12 protein-coding genes are annotated in these 13,790 nt (G+C 63.9%); 6 read left to right on the forward strand and 6 right to left on the reverse strand.

What is annotated here, in order from left to right:
• Positions 1–340 (forward strand): hypothetical protein (locus PSUB009319_RS23025; protein ID WP_221620978.1); only part of this gene is annotated, 340 nt, incomplete at its 5' end.
• Positions 318–956, forward strand: a complete 639-nt coding sequence (locus PSUB009319_RS21415; protein ID WP_124384191.1) for an FMN-binding negative transcriptional regulator — start codon at positions 318–320, stop codon at positions 954–956. The genes PSUB009319_RS23025 and PSUB009319_RS21415, both read left to right, overlap by 23 nt.
• Before the next feature lie 221 nt (positions 957–1,177).
• On the opposite strand, the gene fahA is transcribed toward PSUB009319_RS21415, so the two are convergent.
• The 3 genes from fahA to PSUB009319_RS21435 all read right to left on the reverse strand — a co-directional run bounded on the left by fahA (position 1,178) and on the right by PSUB009319_RS21435 (position 5,620).
• Positions 1,178–2,449 carry a fumarylacetoacetase gene (gene fahA, locus PSUB009319_RS21425; protein ID WP_124384193.1) on the reverse strand — a complete coding sequence of 424 codons (1,272 nt, stop codon included), beginning with the start codon at positions 2,447–2,449 and terminating at the stop codon, positions 1,178–1,180.
• A 354-nt stretch (positions 2,450–2,803) separates the two neighbouring features.
• The gene (gene hmgA, locus PSUB009319_RS21430) at positions 2,804–4,162 is read right to left on the reverse strand and encodes a homogentisate 1,2-dioxygenase (protein ID WP_124384194.1); all 1,359 of its coding nucleotides are present in this window, start codon (positions 4,160–4,162) and stop codon (positions 2,804–2,806) included.
• A gap of 57 nt (positions 4,163–4,219) precedes the next feature.
• Positions 4,220–5,620, reverse strand: a complete 1,401-nt coding sequence (locus PSUB009319_RS21435) for an MFS transporter (protein WP_124384195.1) — start codon at positions 5,618–5,620, stop codon at positions 4,220–4,222.
• A 147-nt stretch (positions 5,621–5,767) separates the two neighbouring features.
• Here PSUB009319_RS21435 and PSUB009319_RS21440 point away from each other — a divergent pair, with 147 nt between their 5' ends.
• Positions 5,768–6,685 carry a LysR family transcriptional regulator gene (locus PSUB009319_RS21440; RefSeq protein WP_124384232.1) on the forward strand — a complete coding sequence of 306 codons (918 nt, stop codon included), beginning with the start codon at positions 5,768–5,770 and terminating at the stop codon, positions 6,683–6,685.
• Between the two features lie 6 nt (positions 6,686–6,691).
• Here PSUB009319_RS21440 and PSUB009319_RS21445 read toward each other — a convergent pair whose 3' ends face one another.
• From PSUB009319_RS21445 to PSUB009319_RS21455, 3 genes are read right to left on the reverse strand one after another with little or no spacing between them, the layout of a single operon-like run.
• The gene (locus PSUB009319_RS21445) at positions 6,692–6,895 is read right to left on the reverse strand and encodes a DUF2783 domain-containing protein (protein ID WP_124384196.1); all 204 of its coding nucleotides are present in this window, start codon (positions 6,893–6,895) and stop codon (positions 6,692–6,694) included.
• Between the two features lie 5 nt (positions 6,896–6,900).
• A complete protein-coding gene (locus PSUB009319_RS21450) occupies positions 6,901–8,580 on the reverse strand; it encodes an FAD-dependent oxidoreductase (protein ID WP_124384197.1) in 1,680 nt (559 codons plus the stop codon).
• Positions 8,581–8,629: 49 nt separating this feature from the next.
• Positions 8,630–9,589, reverse strand: coding sequence for an MBL fold metallo-hydrolase (locus tag PSUB009319_RS21455; RefSeq protein ID WP_124384198.1), 960 nt, complete (start codon positions 9,587–9,589; stop codon positions 8,630–8,632).
• 313 nt (positions 9,590–9,902) lie between these two features.
• Here PSUB009319_RS21455 and PSUB009319_RS21460 point away from each other — a divergent pair, with 313 nt between their 5' ends.
• From PSUB009319_RS21460 to PSUB009319_RS21470, 3 genes are all read left to right on the forward strand, one after another.
• Positions 9,903–10,787, forward strand: coding sequence for an IclR family transcriptional regulator (locus tag PSUB009319_RS21460; protein ID WP_124384199.1), 885 nt, complete (start codon positions 9,903–9,905; stop codon positions 10,785–10,787).
• A 112-nt stretch (positions 10,788–10,899) separates the two neighbouring features.
• The gene (locus PSUB009319_RS21465; RefSeq protein ID WP_124384200.1) at positions 10,900–11,952 is read left to right on the forward strand and encodes a branched-chain amino acid ABC transporter permease; all 1,053 of its coding nucleotides are present in this window, start codon (positions 10,900–10,902) and stop codon (positions 11,950–11,952) included.
• Positions 11,953–11,956: 4 nt separating this feature from the next.
• Positions 11,957–13,783 (forward strand): ATP-binding cassette domain-containing protein, encoded by a 1,827-nt coding sequence (locus PSUB009319_RS21470; RefSeq protein WP_124384201.1) that lies wholly within the window; start codon positions 11,957–11,959, stop codon positions 13,781–13,783.
• Positions 13,784–13,790: the final 7 nt, after the last annotated feature.

Consider the following 13,790-nt stretch of genomic DNA (forward strand, 5'->3'; position numbering starts at 1 on the left):
GACGAGGAATACTTCTTCCTCAAGATCCGCGCCGCCTTCCCCGGAATTCCTCGATGAACCAAAGAAAGGCGCCATCCAGGGCAAGGGCAAAGCACACCATCTCGTGCAGGGCGTGGCTTTGCGTGGCTTGCCGTCTGTCGGTCTGCTGCTTTGCGCTCTACAACGGCTCGCGTTGGCTTGTGCGTTCCGTCGGTTTGGCTTTTTTGCCTTGGGCTGGCTCCTGGAGTTGGTTCTGGGCTGGCTCTGTTTTGGGGCCATGTTTTGGCTCAGAATGGGCGCTTTCCTATGTTGTTTGCACTGGCGTTATCGGAGCTGCCATGTACGTTCCAGCCCATTTTGAAGAATCGCGCACTGAGGCACTGCACGCGCTGATCGCGCAGAACCCGTTCGGCACGCTGGTCACGCACGGCCAGCACGGGCTGGATGCGAATCACATTCCGTTTTTGCTGATGCCCGAAGAGGGCGGGTTGGGTGTGCTGCATGCCCACGTGGCGCGGGCCAACCCGGTGTGGCAGGACGTGGCCAATGGTGACGAAGTGCTGGTCATTTTTCGCGCGGGCGATGCGTATATCTCGCCAACGTGGTATCCGAGCAAGCACGAAGCCCACAAGCAGGTGCCAACGTGGAACTACCGTGTGGCGCATGCGCATGGCCGCATCACCATCCGTGACGACGAGCGCTTCGTACGCGGCGTGGTGGCGCGCTTGACGCGCGCGCATGAGGCATCGCAGCCCGTGCCGTGGAAGATGTCTGATGCGCCGGCCGATTACATCGACACGATGCTCAAGATGATTGTTGGCATCGAGATTGAGATCACGCGTATCGAGGGCAAGCTCAAGCTTGGCCAGAACAAGGAGACGCGCGATATCGCCGGCGCTGGGGAGGCGCTCAAGGCAAGCGGTGAGCGCGTGATCAGTGAAGCCATGCTGGCTTGCGCTGCCAACAAGACAGCGTGAGCAGATAGCACGCGGCGCCCCCAGATGCAACCGGCGTGGCAGTGTCCGACGGTCTGTGCCGCGCTTGGCATGTCGCCGGGCCATCCAACGTTTTATGCAACCACGTTGACGCGGCATGGCTATGGCTGCGGCGTGCTGGTCGAAAGCAACATGGGGCGCCCAACCAGGTGGAGGTCAACGGGCTCCCTTCCAGGGGCGGAGGGAGCCTTGCGCGGTCGCAGTTACTTGGCGCTGTGTGCGGGCAGGATTTCGCCGCGTACTTCACCAAAGCCCACACGATAGCCATCGCCTTGGCACCAGCCGGTCATGATGACTTCGTCACCATCTTCCAGGAACGTGCGCGTGGTGCCGTTGCCAAGTGGCAGCGGCTGCTTGCCGTTGACGGTCAGTTCCAGCAGGCTGCCGTACGAATCGGGCGTGGTGCCGCTGATGGTGCCGGAGCCCATCAGATCGCCCACGCGCACGTTGCAGCCGGATACGGTGTGGTGCGCAAGCTGTTGCGCCATCGTCCAGTACATCGCGCGGAAGTTCGTGCGGGCAATGGTCGCGCGCTCGCCGCCGTGCGGGCGCAATGCGGTCTCCAGAGCGATGTCGTAAGCGTTGGGGTGGCTCTGGCGCAGGTACTCCAGCGGCTCGGGCGATTGCGCCGGGTTAGCCACGCGGAACGGCTCCAGCGCTTCCATTGTCACGATCCACGGCGAGATCGACGTGCCGAACCCCTTCGAGTTGAACGGCCCCAGCGGCACGTATTCCCATTGCTGGATATCGCGTGCGCTCCAATCGTTGAGCAGCACCATGCCGAACATGTGGTCCGGCGCGGCATCCACGGAAACCGGCTCGCCCAGCGCGCTCGGCTTGCCGACCACGAAGGCCATCTCCAGTTCGTAGTCCAGCTTGCGGCAGGCGCTGAAGATCGGGCGCGGCTGATCCGGCAGTTTGATCTGGCCCATCGGGCGGTGCAGCGGCGTGCCGCTTACCACCACCGAGCTGGCGCGGCCGTTGTAGCCGATCGGGATTTCCAGCCAGTTGGGCAGCAGCGCGTTGTCCGGATCACGGAACATGCGGCCGACGTTGGTGGCGTGCTCGCGCGACGAATAAAAATCCGTATAGCCGGGAATGTCGATCGGCAGGTGCATCACGGCGTGCGCTTGCGGCACCAGGGCCCGTGCGTGCAGCGTGGCGTTGTCGCGCACATGTGTATCCGCCACGCTGAACAGTGCTTGCAGCTTCTTGCGCGTTTCGGCCCATACGGGCTTGCCCAGTGCGATGAAGCTGTTGAGTTTGCCGGTGCGGAATGTGCCGCGTGCGGATGCGGGCAGCAGGCCGGCGTCATCCAGTGCGCCGAGGTCGATGACTTGATCGCCCAGGGCCACGCCTGCGCGGGGCGAGGGGTTTTCTTTGGTGGAGAAGATACCGAAGGGCAGGTTCTCCAGCGGGAAATGGGTGTCGGGTGCGTTGGCGGATTCCAGCCAGCTTAGGAGTCGTGTGGTCATGTTGGGTCGAGGGCGTTGGGTTGTTTTGGACTTGGCGTTGCCGGTGCATGCTCTGTTTCACCCCCTGCCGGGGGCGACTCACTTTCTTTGTCTTGCCAAAGAAAGTCAGCAAAGAAGGTCAGCAAAGAAAGTCAGCAAAGAAGGTCAGCAAAGAAAGTCAGCAAAGACAAGCGCGCCCGATGCGGCGAAAGACTCCTTGAATTTCCGTCGCAGGGAGGGAGAGGAGGCAAACGCGCTGCGCTCAGACAGCCTCCTCTCTTTTTCCTCCCTGCAACAAAAATTCAAGGCGCCGCATAGGGCAGGGTACAGCCACACCTTCTTGGTGCTTGCCTTGGCGTCAAGGCGAATTCGGTATTAACGCTTGCTCGGGTCGAAATGCTTCTTCAGGCCCTGCCAGCACTCGAAGTACTTGGCTTGCAATTGCGCAGATTCCGCTGCAAAGCGTGTCGGGCGAATGACGGCGGGCGTCTCAAACATGAACGCCATCGTCGCGTCCACTTTGTGCGGCTTGGTGGTGTCGCCATTGCTGGCTTTCTCGAACGTGTCGGCGTCTGGGCCGTGGCCGCTCATGCAGTTGTGCAGGCTGGCGCCGCCGGGCACGAAGCCTTCGGCTTTGGCGTCATACACGCCCTGAATCAGGCCCATGAACTCGCTGGCGATGTTGCGGTGGAACCAGGGCGGGCGGAACGTGTTTTCGGCCGCCAGCCAACGCGGCGGGAAGATGACGAAGTCGATGGTGTCCACGCCCGGCGTGGCGGAGGGGCTTTGCAGCACCAGGAAGATCGACGGGTCTGGGTGGTCGTAGCTGATCGAGCCGATGGTGTTGAACAGGCGCAGGTCGTATTTGTACGGTGCGAAGTTGCCGTGCCAGGCCACCACGTCCAGTGGCGAGTGGCCGATTTTGGCGCGCCACAGGTTGCCCTGGAATTTGGCGACGAGTTCGAAATCGCCTTCGCGGTCTTCGTACCAGGCGTGCGGCGTGAGGAAGTCGCGCGGGTTGGCCAGGCCGTTCGAGCCGATTACCCCCAGGTCCGGCAGGCGGAAGATCGCGCCGAAGTTCTCGCAGATGTAGCCGCGCGCTTCGCCCTTTCCGTCGTTATCAGGCAACTCAACGCGGAAGCGCACGCCGCGCGGCACGACGACGATTTCCAGCGGTTCGACATCGATCACGCCCATCTCGGTCAGCAGGCGCAGGCGGCCCTGTTGCGGCACGATCAGCAGTTCGCCATCTGCGTTGTAGAAGAAGCGATCGGTCATCGACGCGTTGGCGGCGTACAGGTGGATGCCGCAGCCGGTTTGTGCGTCGGGGCCGCCATTGCCTGCGAAGGTGACGATGCCGTCAATGAAATCCGTGCCGGTGGCCGGCGTGGGCAGCGGGTCCCAGCGCAACTGGTTGGGCGAGGGCGGCACTTCATTGAAGTTGCTGTGAAAACGCGCCTGCTGGATGGCCTCGAACGGCAGGTGCACCGCACCCGGGCGAATGCGGTACAGCCACGAGCGGCGGTTGTGCGCACGCGGCGCGGTAAAAGCCGTGCCGGAAATCTGTTCCGCATACAGGCCATACGGCGCTTTCTGCGGTGAGTTCTGGCCGTGAGGCAGCGCGCCCGGCAGGGCTTCGGTGGCGAACTCGTTGCCGAAGCCGCTTTGGTAAGCGGGGCGGTCCAGCGACGCGGGGGTGAATGCGTTCATGGTCGTCGGGGCGAGCATGTTCATGGTGAAGTCCTCAGCTGGAGGGATGCGTCAAAAGAAAGCGTAGTCGTTGCGCTGCGATCAGGCAGGTTTGCCCGTTGAGTTACGCGCGGCAAAGCGTGCGGCGTCGGGGCCACTGGCGGCCAGCGTGAGCGCCAGCACCATGCCGAACGACACCAGCGCCGGTACCGCCGCAGCCGAGAACAGCGCCGGGCTGCTCCACTGCATGGCAATCAGTTGCCCGCCGATCACGGGGCCGATGACCGAGCCGATGCGGCCCACGCCCAGGCTCCAGCCGATGCCGGTGGCGCGCAGCGTGGTCGGGTAATACGTGGCGGCCAGCGCATTCACTGCAGGCTGTCCGCCGACAATGCAAAAGCCGGTGATGAACACCACTGCCACCAGCACGGGCAGCGCCGCTGCCACATGGCCGATCAGCGCGACGGTGGCGCAGGCGATCAGAAAGCACATGGCCAGCACACGCACAAAGCCCAGGCGATCGATCAACCGGCCCAGCGTGAGCGTGCCGATCACACCGCCTACCTGCAGCGCGGTGGCCACCAGCACGGACGTATCCGTTGGGTACCCCGCATCACGAATCAGCGTCGGCAGCCAGTTCGACAGAAAGTACAGGTCGATCAGGTTCATGAAGTTGATGACCCACAGCACCAGCGTGACCTTGGCGCGGCCTTCCGTGAACAGTGCGGACACCGGCATGCCACGCGCGGGGGATTCGGGCACCACGAACTGCGTCTGCGCATTTACCTGCAGTTGCGGGTCGAGCTTGTGCAGCCAGCGCGCGAGGCGCTGATGACGCGTCTGCGGATCGCCCTTGAGCACAAGGTATTGCAGGGATTCCGGCAGCCACAGCACCATCATCAGGCCGATAACCAGCGGCACCAGCCCGCCCACCAGAAACACCGCGTGCCACCCAAAGCGCGACAGCAGCGCCGCGCTCACGAAACCGCCCAGCGCCGCGCCCACGGTAAAGCCGCACGACACCAGCATCATCCATGTCACGCGCGAGCGCGCGGGGCTGAACTCGCCGGCCAGCGCCATCGCGTTGGGCATGATGCAGCCCAGCCCCAGGCCAGTAATGAAGCGCAGCACCAGCAGCGCCTGCACCGTTTCGACCTGCGTGGTGGCCAGCATGCAGGCCGCAAAGAAGAACGTGGCAATGATCAGCACCGGCCGCCGCCCGAAGCGGTCGCCCAGCACACCAAACACCAGGGAGCCGACCAGCATGCCGAACAACCCCGCGCCGAATACAGGCCCGAGGCTCGCCTTGGTGATGTTCCAGTCCTTGATGATGGCCGGTGCCACGTAGCCCATGGCCTGCACGTCAAAGCCGTCGATGATCAGGCATAGCCCGCAGATGGCGAGAAGCAGGATCTGGAAACCGCCAACCTTGCCCTGGTCGATCAGGCGGGCGAGGTCAATGGAAGTGGGTAATGCTGCGGATGCAGCGGGGGCAGGGCGCATGGATGTCTCCGGGTTTGGCGGCATCTGTGGCCGCTCTGTCTTTCGGGCTTGGATCTGCCGTATTCTCCGGAATTGCGGGAAAATTTGAAATATCAATGCGAGAATGCGCGCTATTGATAGTGTGAATATGGAGTGTGGAGTGTGGCCGTGCTGAACCTGCGGGATGTCGACCTGAATCTGCTGGTGCTGTTTCAGGAAATCCTGCGCGAGAAACGCATTTCTGTTGTGGCCGAGCGTCTGGGTCTCTCCCAGCCGGCGGTAAGCAATGCGCTTGCGCGCCTGCGCCAGACTTTTGACGATGAGCTGTTCGTGCGCACCCCGCGCGGCATGATGCCGACCGCACTTGCCGAGCAATTGGCCGAGCCGGTGGCCGCGGCGCTCGATACGCTGCAGCGCGCCTTCGGCCAGCGCACGCATTTCGACGCGGCCAGTTCCGCGCGCACCTTCACCATTGCCATGAGCGACGTCGGCGAGGTGTATTTCATGCCGGTGCTGGCGCAACTCTGCGCCGAGCAGGCGCCCGGCGTGCGCATCAACACCCTGCGCGCCGGCGGGTTTGACATGAAGGCAGAGATGGCGGCAGGCACCATCGACCTCGCCATCGGGGCGTTCGATGATCTGTTGGGCGAGAGCATCTTTCAGCGCCGTCTGTTCCAGCAGGACTACGTGACGATGTTCCGGCGCAGCCATGCGTTGTCGGAGGGCGAGCTGACGCTGGAGCGCTTTCGCGTTGCGTCGCACCTGGTGGTGGCGAGTTCGGCCAGCCCGTACAACGCCATCGGGCCGCTGCTCGACAAGGCGGGGATCACGCAGTCGGCGCGCTTCTCGGTGCCGCACTTTGTGGCGGTGCCGTACATCGTCAGCACGACGGACTTGGTGGTGACCGTGCCGCGCAAGCTGGCCGAGCGCGCGGCGCCGCCATTCGGGCTGCAATTTGTGGCGCCGCCGCTCAAGCTGCCAGCGCTGCAGACCAATGTGTTCTGGCACCGGCGCTTTCACCAGGACGCCGGTAACCAGTGGTTGCGCAATCTCGTCGCGCAGCGCTTTGCAGAGATCGATGGCTAGGGCGGGTCAGGCCGCGGCCGGCAGCGCGATGCGCGCAGCCGCCAGCGCCTCGCGCAGCACCGCCATATCGCCGATATGGTTGGCGAGCAGCAGGATCAACTGCGCATTGAGCATGGCGCTGTGTTCATCGCTGAGGTTGCGGTGCGCGTCGATCAGCGCCTCGTAAAAATCGTCCGGATGCGGCAGATTGGGTTGGGTGTTCAGCGGCATGGCAATCAGGCAGTGGCGCCCACAAGGGGTGACGTGGCGGCGCGAGGATGTCCACTGGCACGGAGCACGGCGGCCGCCAGCTTGGTGGCATCGACCGTGCGCCAGCGTGCGCAAACGTGCTGGTCGGGGCGGATCAAATACAGCGTGCCCGGCCGCGCGTCATAGCGTTGTGTGACCAGGCCGTCGATATCTTCAAGCGCCGTCACGTTGGCTGAGACCGTGCCCATGCCGCCAGCCGGGAAGACGGCCAGCGTGCGCAGCGGCAGCGCGTTGACGTGTTCTCCGGCGCCGCAGAAGCGCAGCGCCGTGAAGCCTTCGCGCAAGTGGCTCAGTAGCCAATCGGCGCGGCCGTCGGCGGTGCGCACCGGCGCATCAAGGGCGACGGCACCCGGTACGAGCGCGCAGGCGAAGGGCGCATCATCAGCGGTCGAAAGTGACGAGCTTTCCAGCACCGTGGGCATCGACAGCCGCCCACTGTTGACGAGCGTGCGCGCAAACGGATAGTGCTTGGCCAAGCGCAGCGTGGCATCGCGGAAGAGCCGGCTGACGGCGCTCTTGGGCGTGATGAAATCGGTCGAGCGTGTGGAGTGGCGGATGTTGTCGTCGGCGGCGAATTCGCGCTCGCTCGCATAGGTGTCGAGCAGCGCGTCGGGCGCGTCGCCGCTCAGGACCATGCGCAGCTTCCACGCGAGGTTTTCCGCATCCTGCAGGCCACTGTTGGCCCCGCGCGCCCCGAACGGCGACACGCGATGCGCTGCATCGCCGATGAACAATACGCGGCCGTGGCGGAAGCGGTCCATGCGTTCGCACGAAAACGTGTAGACGCTCACCCATTCCAGTTCGAAGTCGACACCTTCGCCAAGCAAGGCCCGCACGCGCGGGATGACGCGCTCGGGCTGCTTCTCGGCCACGGGGTCGGCGTCCCAGCCGAGCTGGAAGTCGATACGCCAGACGTTGTCGGGCTGGTGGTGCAGCAACACCGACTGGTTCGGGTGGAACGGCGGATCAAACCAGAACCAACGCTCGCTCGGGAAGGGCGCATTCATGCGCACGTCGGCGATCAGGAAGCGGTCTTTGAACGTCTGGCCGTGGGCTTCAAGGCCCATCATCTGGCGCACTGGGCTGCGCGAGCCATCGGCGGCGACCACGTATTGCGCACGCTGCGTGTACGCGCCGTCGGGCGTCTCAATGGTGAGCGTCACGCCATCGGCATCCTGCGTGAGCCCCGTCACCTTGTTCTGCCAGCGCAGTTCAATATTGGGCAGCGCCTGCGCGCGCGCGACGAGAAAGCCCTCCACGTAGTACTGCTGCAGGTTGATGAACGCCGGCCGGCGGTGGCCGGTTTCGGGCAGCAGATCGAAGCTGTAGAGCAGTTCGTTCTTCAGGTAGACCTTGCCGACGTTCCAGCTCACGCCTTTGTCGACCATGCTGTCGCCGCAGCCAAGGCGGTCGAAAATTTCCAGCGAGCGCTTGGAAAAGCAGATGGCGCGCGAGCCGGTGGACAACGTGCAGTCGTCATCCACAACGACGACGGATACACCTTGCTGTGCCAGATCGATGGCCGTGGCCAAGCCAACCGGCCCCGCGCCGACGATGACGACAGGGCGAGGTTCGCTCGCCGCGCCCGGCTGCTGTTCAGCGCACGGCGCGTAGGAAAAGACGCGGTTCTGGAAATCGGGATTCATGTCTCGCTCACACCTGCGGCAGTCCTGGCTGCCGCTTTGTTTGTGGGGTTCAGTTCTGCAGCGCGGCCCACATCTCCTGATCGCGCTGCGCCGTCCAGATACGCGGGTGCTTGATGCCGCTGGCCTCATCAAAGGCGCGGGTGACGTCAAACGGCAGGCAATGCTCGTAGATAAAGACGTTGCCGAACTTCGGGTCCATTGCCGCACGTGTGTGGGCCATGGCGGCCTTGAGGTCCATCTTTTGCGCCACGGCTTCCTTGCCACGCTCAAGCAGCGTCGAGACGAAATCACGCGTGTAGGCCAGGCCCTTGTCGACTTCTGCCGGATTGAGCAGTGCAGGGCCGCGGCCGGGCACGAGCTTGTCGGCGCCGAGTGCGCGCAGCGCATCCAGCGTGGCGGGCCACTCTTCGAGTTGCGCGTCGCCGCAGTAGCAGGCAGCGTCGTATTCAACCAGATCGCCGGAGAACAGCACCTTTTGCGACGGAATCCATACCACCGTGTCGCCCTTCGTGTGGCCGGGGCCCAAGTGCAGGATCTTCACTTCCAACTGCCCAAGGAACAGCGTGAGTTCGCGCTCGAACACCAGCGTGGGCCACGTCAGGCCGGGCACGGTTTCCACGCCCGCGAACAGGCGCGGGAAGCGCTCGATCTCGGATTTCATATCGGCCTCGCCGCGCTCGACGATCATCTCGTACGTGCCGCGGCTGGCAATCACGTTCTGTGCGCCTTCAGCAAAGTAGGCCGACGCCCCCAACACGCGCACCGCGTGGTAGTGCGACAGCACCACGTGCTTGATCGGCTTGTCGGTGATGGCGCGGATGCGTGCGATCAGGTCTTGCGCCATCGCGGGTGTGGCGGTGGTGTCAACGATCAGCACCGAGTCGTCGCCGATGATGACGCCCGAGTTCGGGTCGCCCTCGGCGGTGTAGGCGTAAGCGTTGGGAGAGAGCTGGGTAAAGGTGACTTGTTTGGCCTCGAGGTCGGCTTGCGAGGCGAAGGCTTTGGCCATTCTGTCACTCCTGGTGTAGTGAATTACGGTTGGGGGAATTCTTCTTCGGCGTGCATTGGCCGGAAAGCACAAGTTGGGGTGCGCTGATATCAGGCTGTGCCGAACGTTGGCAATCATAGAGCGCACCGTCGGGAGGCGCGCCTAGGGTATACGAGAGTTATGGTTAGAAGCATTGTTTATACAATGCATAAAAATAAAAATCGGCCGTCAAAATAATGCAGCGTGCTACCCTCGCGGCACTTTGTCGGCCCAGCCCTAGCCCCAGCCGCGGCCCCAGTCCCAGTCCCAGTCCCAGCCAATACGCCCCCGAAACATGGAGACCACGGAAGTCGAAGACGATCTGCCATCCAATGGCGATACAGAAGACGTGCCTGCGAACCGTGACCGCTCGGGCGTCCAATCCATTGAAGTCGGCTCTCAATTGCTGGTGGCGCTCACACGCGCCATGCGTGCGATGGCGCTTGGCGATCTGGCGCGCGCGGCGGGCATGCATCCGTCCAAGGCGCACCGCTATCTGGTGAGCCTGCAGCGCGTGGGCGCGGTCTCGCAAGACCCGCTGACCGGCCGTTACGAACTCGGTCCGTTTGCGCTGCGCCTTGGGCTTGCCAGCCTCAACCGCTCCGATGCCATCGTGCGCACGCGGCCCCTGCTTGCCGGCCTGCGCGACCAGACCGGCCACACCATCGGCATTGCTGTCTGGAGCGATCGCGGCCCGACCGTTGTGCACTGGGAGAAGGCCGGCGGCGCGCCGGGCGTGAACCTGCGCATTGGCGACGTCATGCCGATGCTCAATTCCGCCACCGGCCGTCTGTTCGGCGCCTATCAGCCAATGGAGCAGACGCTGCCCTTGGTTGAGCGCGAACTGCGCGAGCGCGCCCGCGACGATCTGCCTGGCCTGCCGCGCTCGCTTACCGACTATTACCGCCTGTGCGAAGACATCCGCACGGAAGGCGCATCGTGGGTCACCGGTAGTCTGCTGCCGGGGGTGAACGCGCTGTCTCTGCCGGTGTTCGGCACGCGTGGGCAACTTGCGCTGGTGCTGATCGCGCTGAACCTGCAACCGCTGTTTCACGCGCAGCGCGGCGGAGAACTGGAGCACACGCTGCGCGCGTTTGTGATGCGCCTGTCCGCCATGCTGCAGGCGCCGTCAGTCAGCCCCGCCAAGCCAGGCAGCCGACGTACCCGGGCTGCGCGTTAGGGTTGTCGCCAATTTCATCCTGTCGTAAGAAATTTACTATCTCGTAACTCGTGGCGCCCCCTCGCCCGGCACATCCGGCGCGAACTCCACGACTACAAGAACGAGGAGCTTCATGGACTTGTCGATTGCCGCCATCCTGGCGCAAGACGGCGTGACATCGGGCGCGATTTACGCGCTGCTGGCACTGGCGCTCGTGCTGGTGTTTTCCGTCACGCGCGTGATCTTCATCCCGCAAGGCGAGTTCGTGGCATATGGCGCGCTTACGCTGGCGGCCATCCAGGCCAACAAGGCGCCGCTGTCGGCCAGCATGCTGGTGGCGCTGGGTGTGCTGACTTTCCTTGTCGAGACGGGCCGCACGCTGCTGCAGCCCGAGCTGCGCCTGCATGCGCTGCGCACGGGTGCCATCTACGCAGGCAAATACCTCGTCTTTCCGATTGCTGTGTATGTCGCGGCCAGCATGCTCGCACCGATGACGTTGCCGATGGCCGCGCAGGTGGCGCTCGCATTGCTGATCGTCATTCCCATGGGCCCGATGATCTACCGCCTGGCCTACGAGCCGCTGGCCGAGGCAAGCACGCTGGTGCTGCTGATCGTCTCGGTAGGTGTGCATTTTGCGATGGTGGGGCTGGGCCTTGTGATGTTTGGCGCTGAAGGCTCGCGCACCGATGCGTTTTCCGATGCGCGCTTTGATCTGGGCGCACTTTCGGTGTCGGGCCAGAGCCTGTGGGTGGTGGCCGTATCGATGCTGATGATCGTGGCGTTGTATTTCTACTTTGGCCGAACCGTGTCGGGCAAGGCGCTGCGCGCAACGGCGGTGAACCGGCTGGGTGCGCGGCTGGTGGGCATTGGCACTACGCAGGCGGGGCGTTTGGCCTTCACGCTGGCAGCAGCGCTTGGCGCGCTGTGCGGCATCCTGATCGCGCCGCTCACCACGGTCTATTACGAGTCGGGTTTCCTGATCGGCCTGAAAGGTTTCGTGGGCGCGATCGTTGGCGGGCTGGTGAGCTATCCAGTGGCCGCCTTGGGCGCGCTGCTGGTGGGTCTGCTGGAATCGTATTCATCGTTCTGGGCTTCGGCGTTCAAGGAAGTGATTGTGTTCACGCTCATCATTCCCGTGCTGCTGTGGCGATCGCTCACCACCAAGCATGTCGAAGAAGAGGAATAAGCCGATGACCACGCTGACCAAATCTTCTGAAGGCGCTGCGCAGCGCGGGCGGTTCTCGCGCAACCGCGTACTGACGGCGTTGTTCTTGCTCGCCCTGACGCTGGTGCCCGTGGTGCCCACCCCCGAGTTCTGGATCACGCTGCTCAATTACATCGGGCTCTACAGCCTCGTCGCGCTGGGCCTCGTGCTGCTCACGGGCGTGGGCGGGCTGACCTCGTTCGGGCAGGCGGCGTTCGTTGGCTTGGGGGCATACAGCACGGCGTATCTGACGACGCAGTACGGCCTCTCGCCGTGGATCGGCCTGCTGGCCGGGCTGGTGATTACGGTTGTCTGCGCCTACGTGATCGGCCTGATCACGATGCGCATGTCGGGCCACTACCTGCCGCTGGCGACGATTGCATGGGGCCTATCGCTGTTCTTCCTGTTCGGCAACCTGGAATTCCTGGGCAAGTACGACGGGCTGAATGGCATTCCGGTGCTGAACGTGCTTGGCAAGCCGCTGCACACCGGGCGCGAGATGTTCTACCTGATCTGGGCGGTGGTGGTGGTGGCTGTGCTGGCGGTGCAGAACCTGCTGAACTCGCGTCCCGGCCGCGCCATTCGCGCGCTTAAGGGCGGCGGTACGATGGCCGAGGCGATGGGCGTGAATACGGCGTGGATGAAGGTGGTGATCTTCGTGTTCGCGGCGGTGCTGGCGTGCATCTCGGGCTTTCTCTATGCGCATCTGCAGCGCGCGGTGAACCCGACGCCGTTCGGCCTGAATTACGGCATCGAATACCTGTTCATGGCGGTGGTCGGTGGTGTGGGCCATGTGTGGGGTGCTGTGCTCGGCGCGGGTTTGCTGACCATTCTGAAAGACAGCTTGCAGAGCATCCTGCCGAAGCTGCTCGGCTCCAACGGCAACTTCGAGATCATCGTGTTCGGCGTGCTGCTGGTGCTGTTGCTGCAATATGCGCGCGATGGCGTGTGGCCGTTCATCCGCAAGCTGTTTCCGTCGGCGCCGACGGCCCGCGCGCCGGACGATGCGCCCACGCTCAAGCAGCGCGAAAAGCCGCAGGCCGGTGAGTTGATTCTGGACGTGCGCGCCGCGCGCAAGGAGTTCGGTGGCCTCATTGCTGTGAACGACGTCAGCTTCCAGGTGAAGGCCGGCGAGATCATTGGCCTGATCGGCCCCAACGGCGCGGGCAAGTCGACCACCTTCAACCTTGTCACCGGCGTGCTGCCGGTCACGCGCGGCGAGGTGCTCTACCGTGGTGAACACATCAGCGGCAAGCCATCGCGCGAAATCGTCAAGCGCGGCATCGGGCGCACCTTCCAGCATGTGCAGTTGTTGTCGGGCATGACGGTGCTCGAGAACGTGGCGATCGGCGCGCACTTGCGTGGCGACTTTGCGGCGCAGGGCGGGGTGCTCGCCAGCGTGGTGCGCATGAACCATGCCGAGGAGCAGAAGCTGCTGTTCGAAGCGCGCCGCCAGTTGGAGCGCGTGGGCTTGGCCGACTGCATGTATCAGGAAGCCGGCAGTCTGGCACTGGGCCAGCAACGCATTCTGGAAATTGCCCGCGCACTGTGCTGCGACCCTGCGTTGCTGTTGCTGGATGAACCCGCCGCCGGCCTGCGCTACAAAGAGAAGCAGGCGTTGGCCGCGCTGCTGACCAAGCTGAAGGCCGAAGGCATGAGCGTGCTGCTGGTTGAGCACGACATGGACTTCGTCATGAACCTGACCGATCGGCTCGTGGTGATGGAATTCGGCACCAAGATCGCCGAAGGGCTGCCGCAAGAGATCCAGCAGAACCCGGCCGTGTTGGAAGCCTACCTGGGCGGCGTGGAATAAGGAGAAC

It is taken from the genome of Ralstonia sp. SET104 (assembly GCF_003851545.1).
Taxonomy (GTDB): domain Bacteria; phylum Pseudomonadota; class Gammaproteobacteria; order Burkholderiales; family Burkholderiaceae; genus Ralstonia.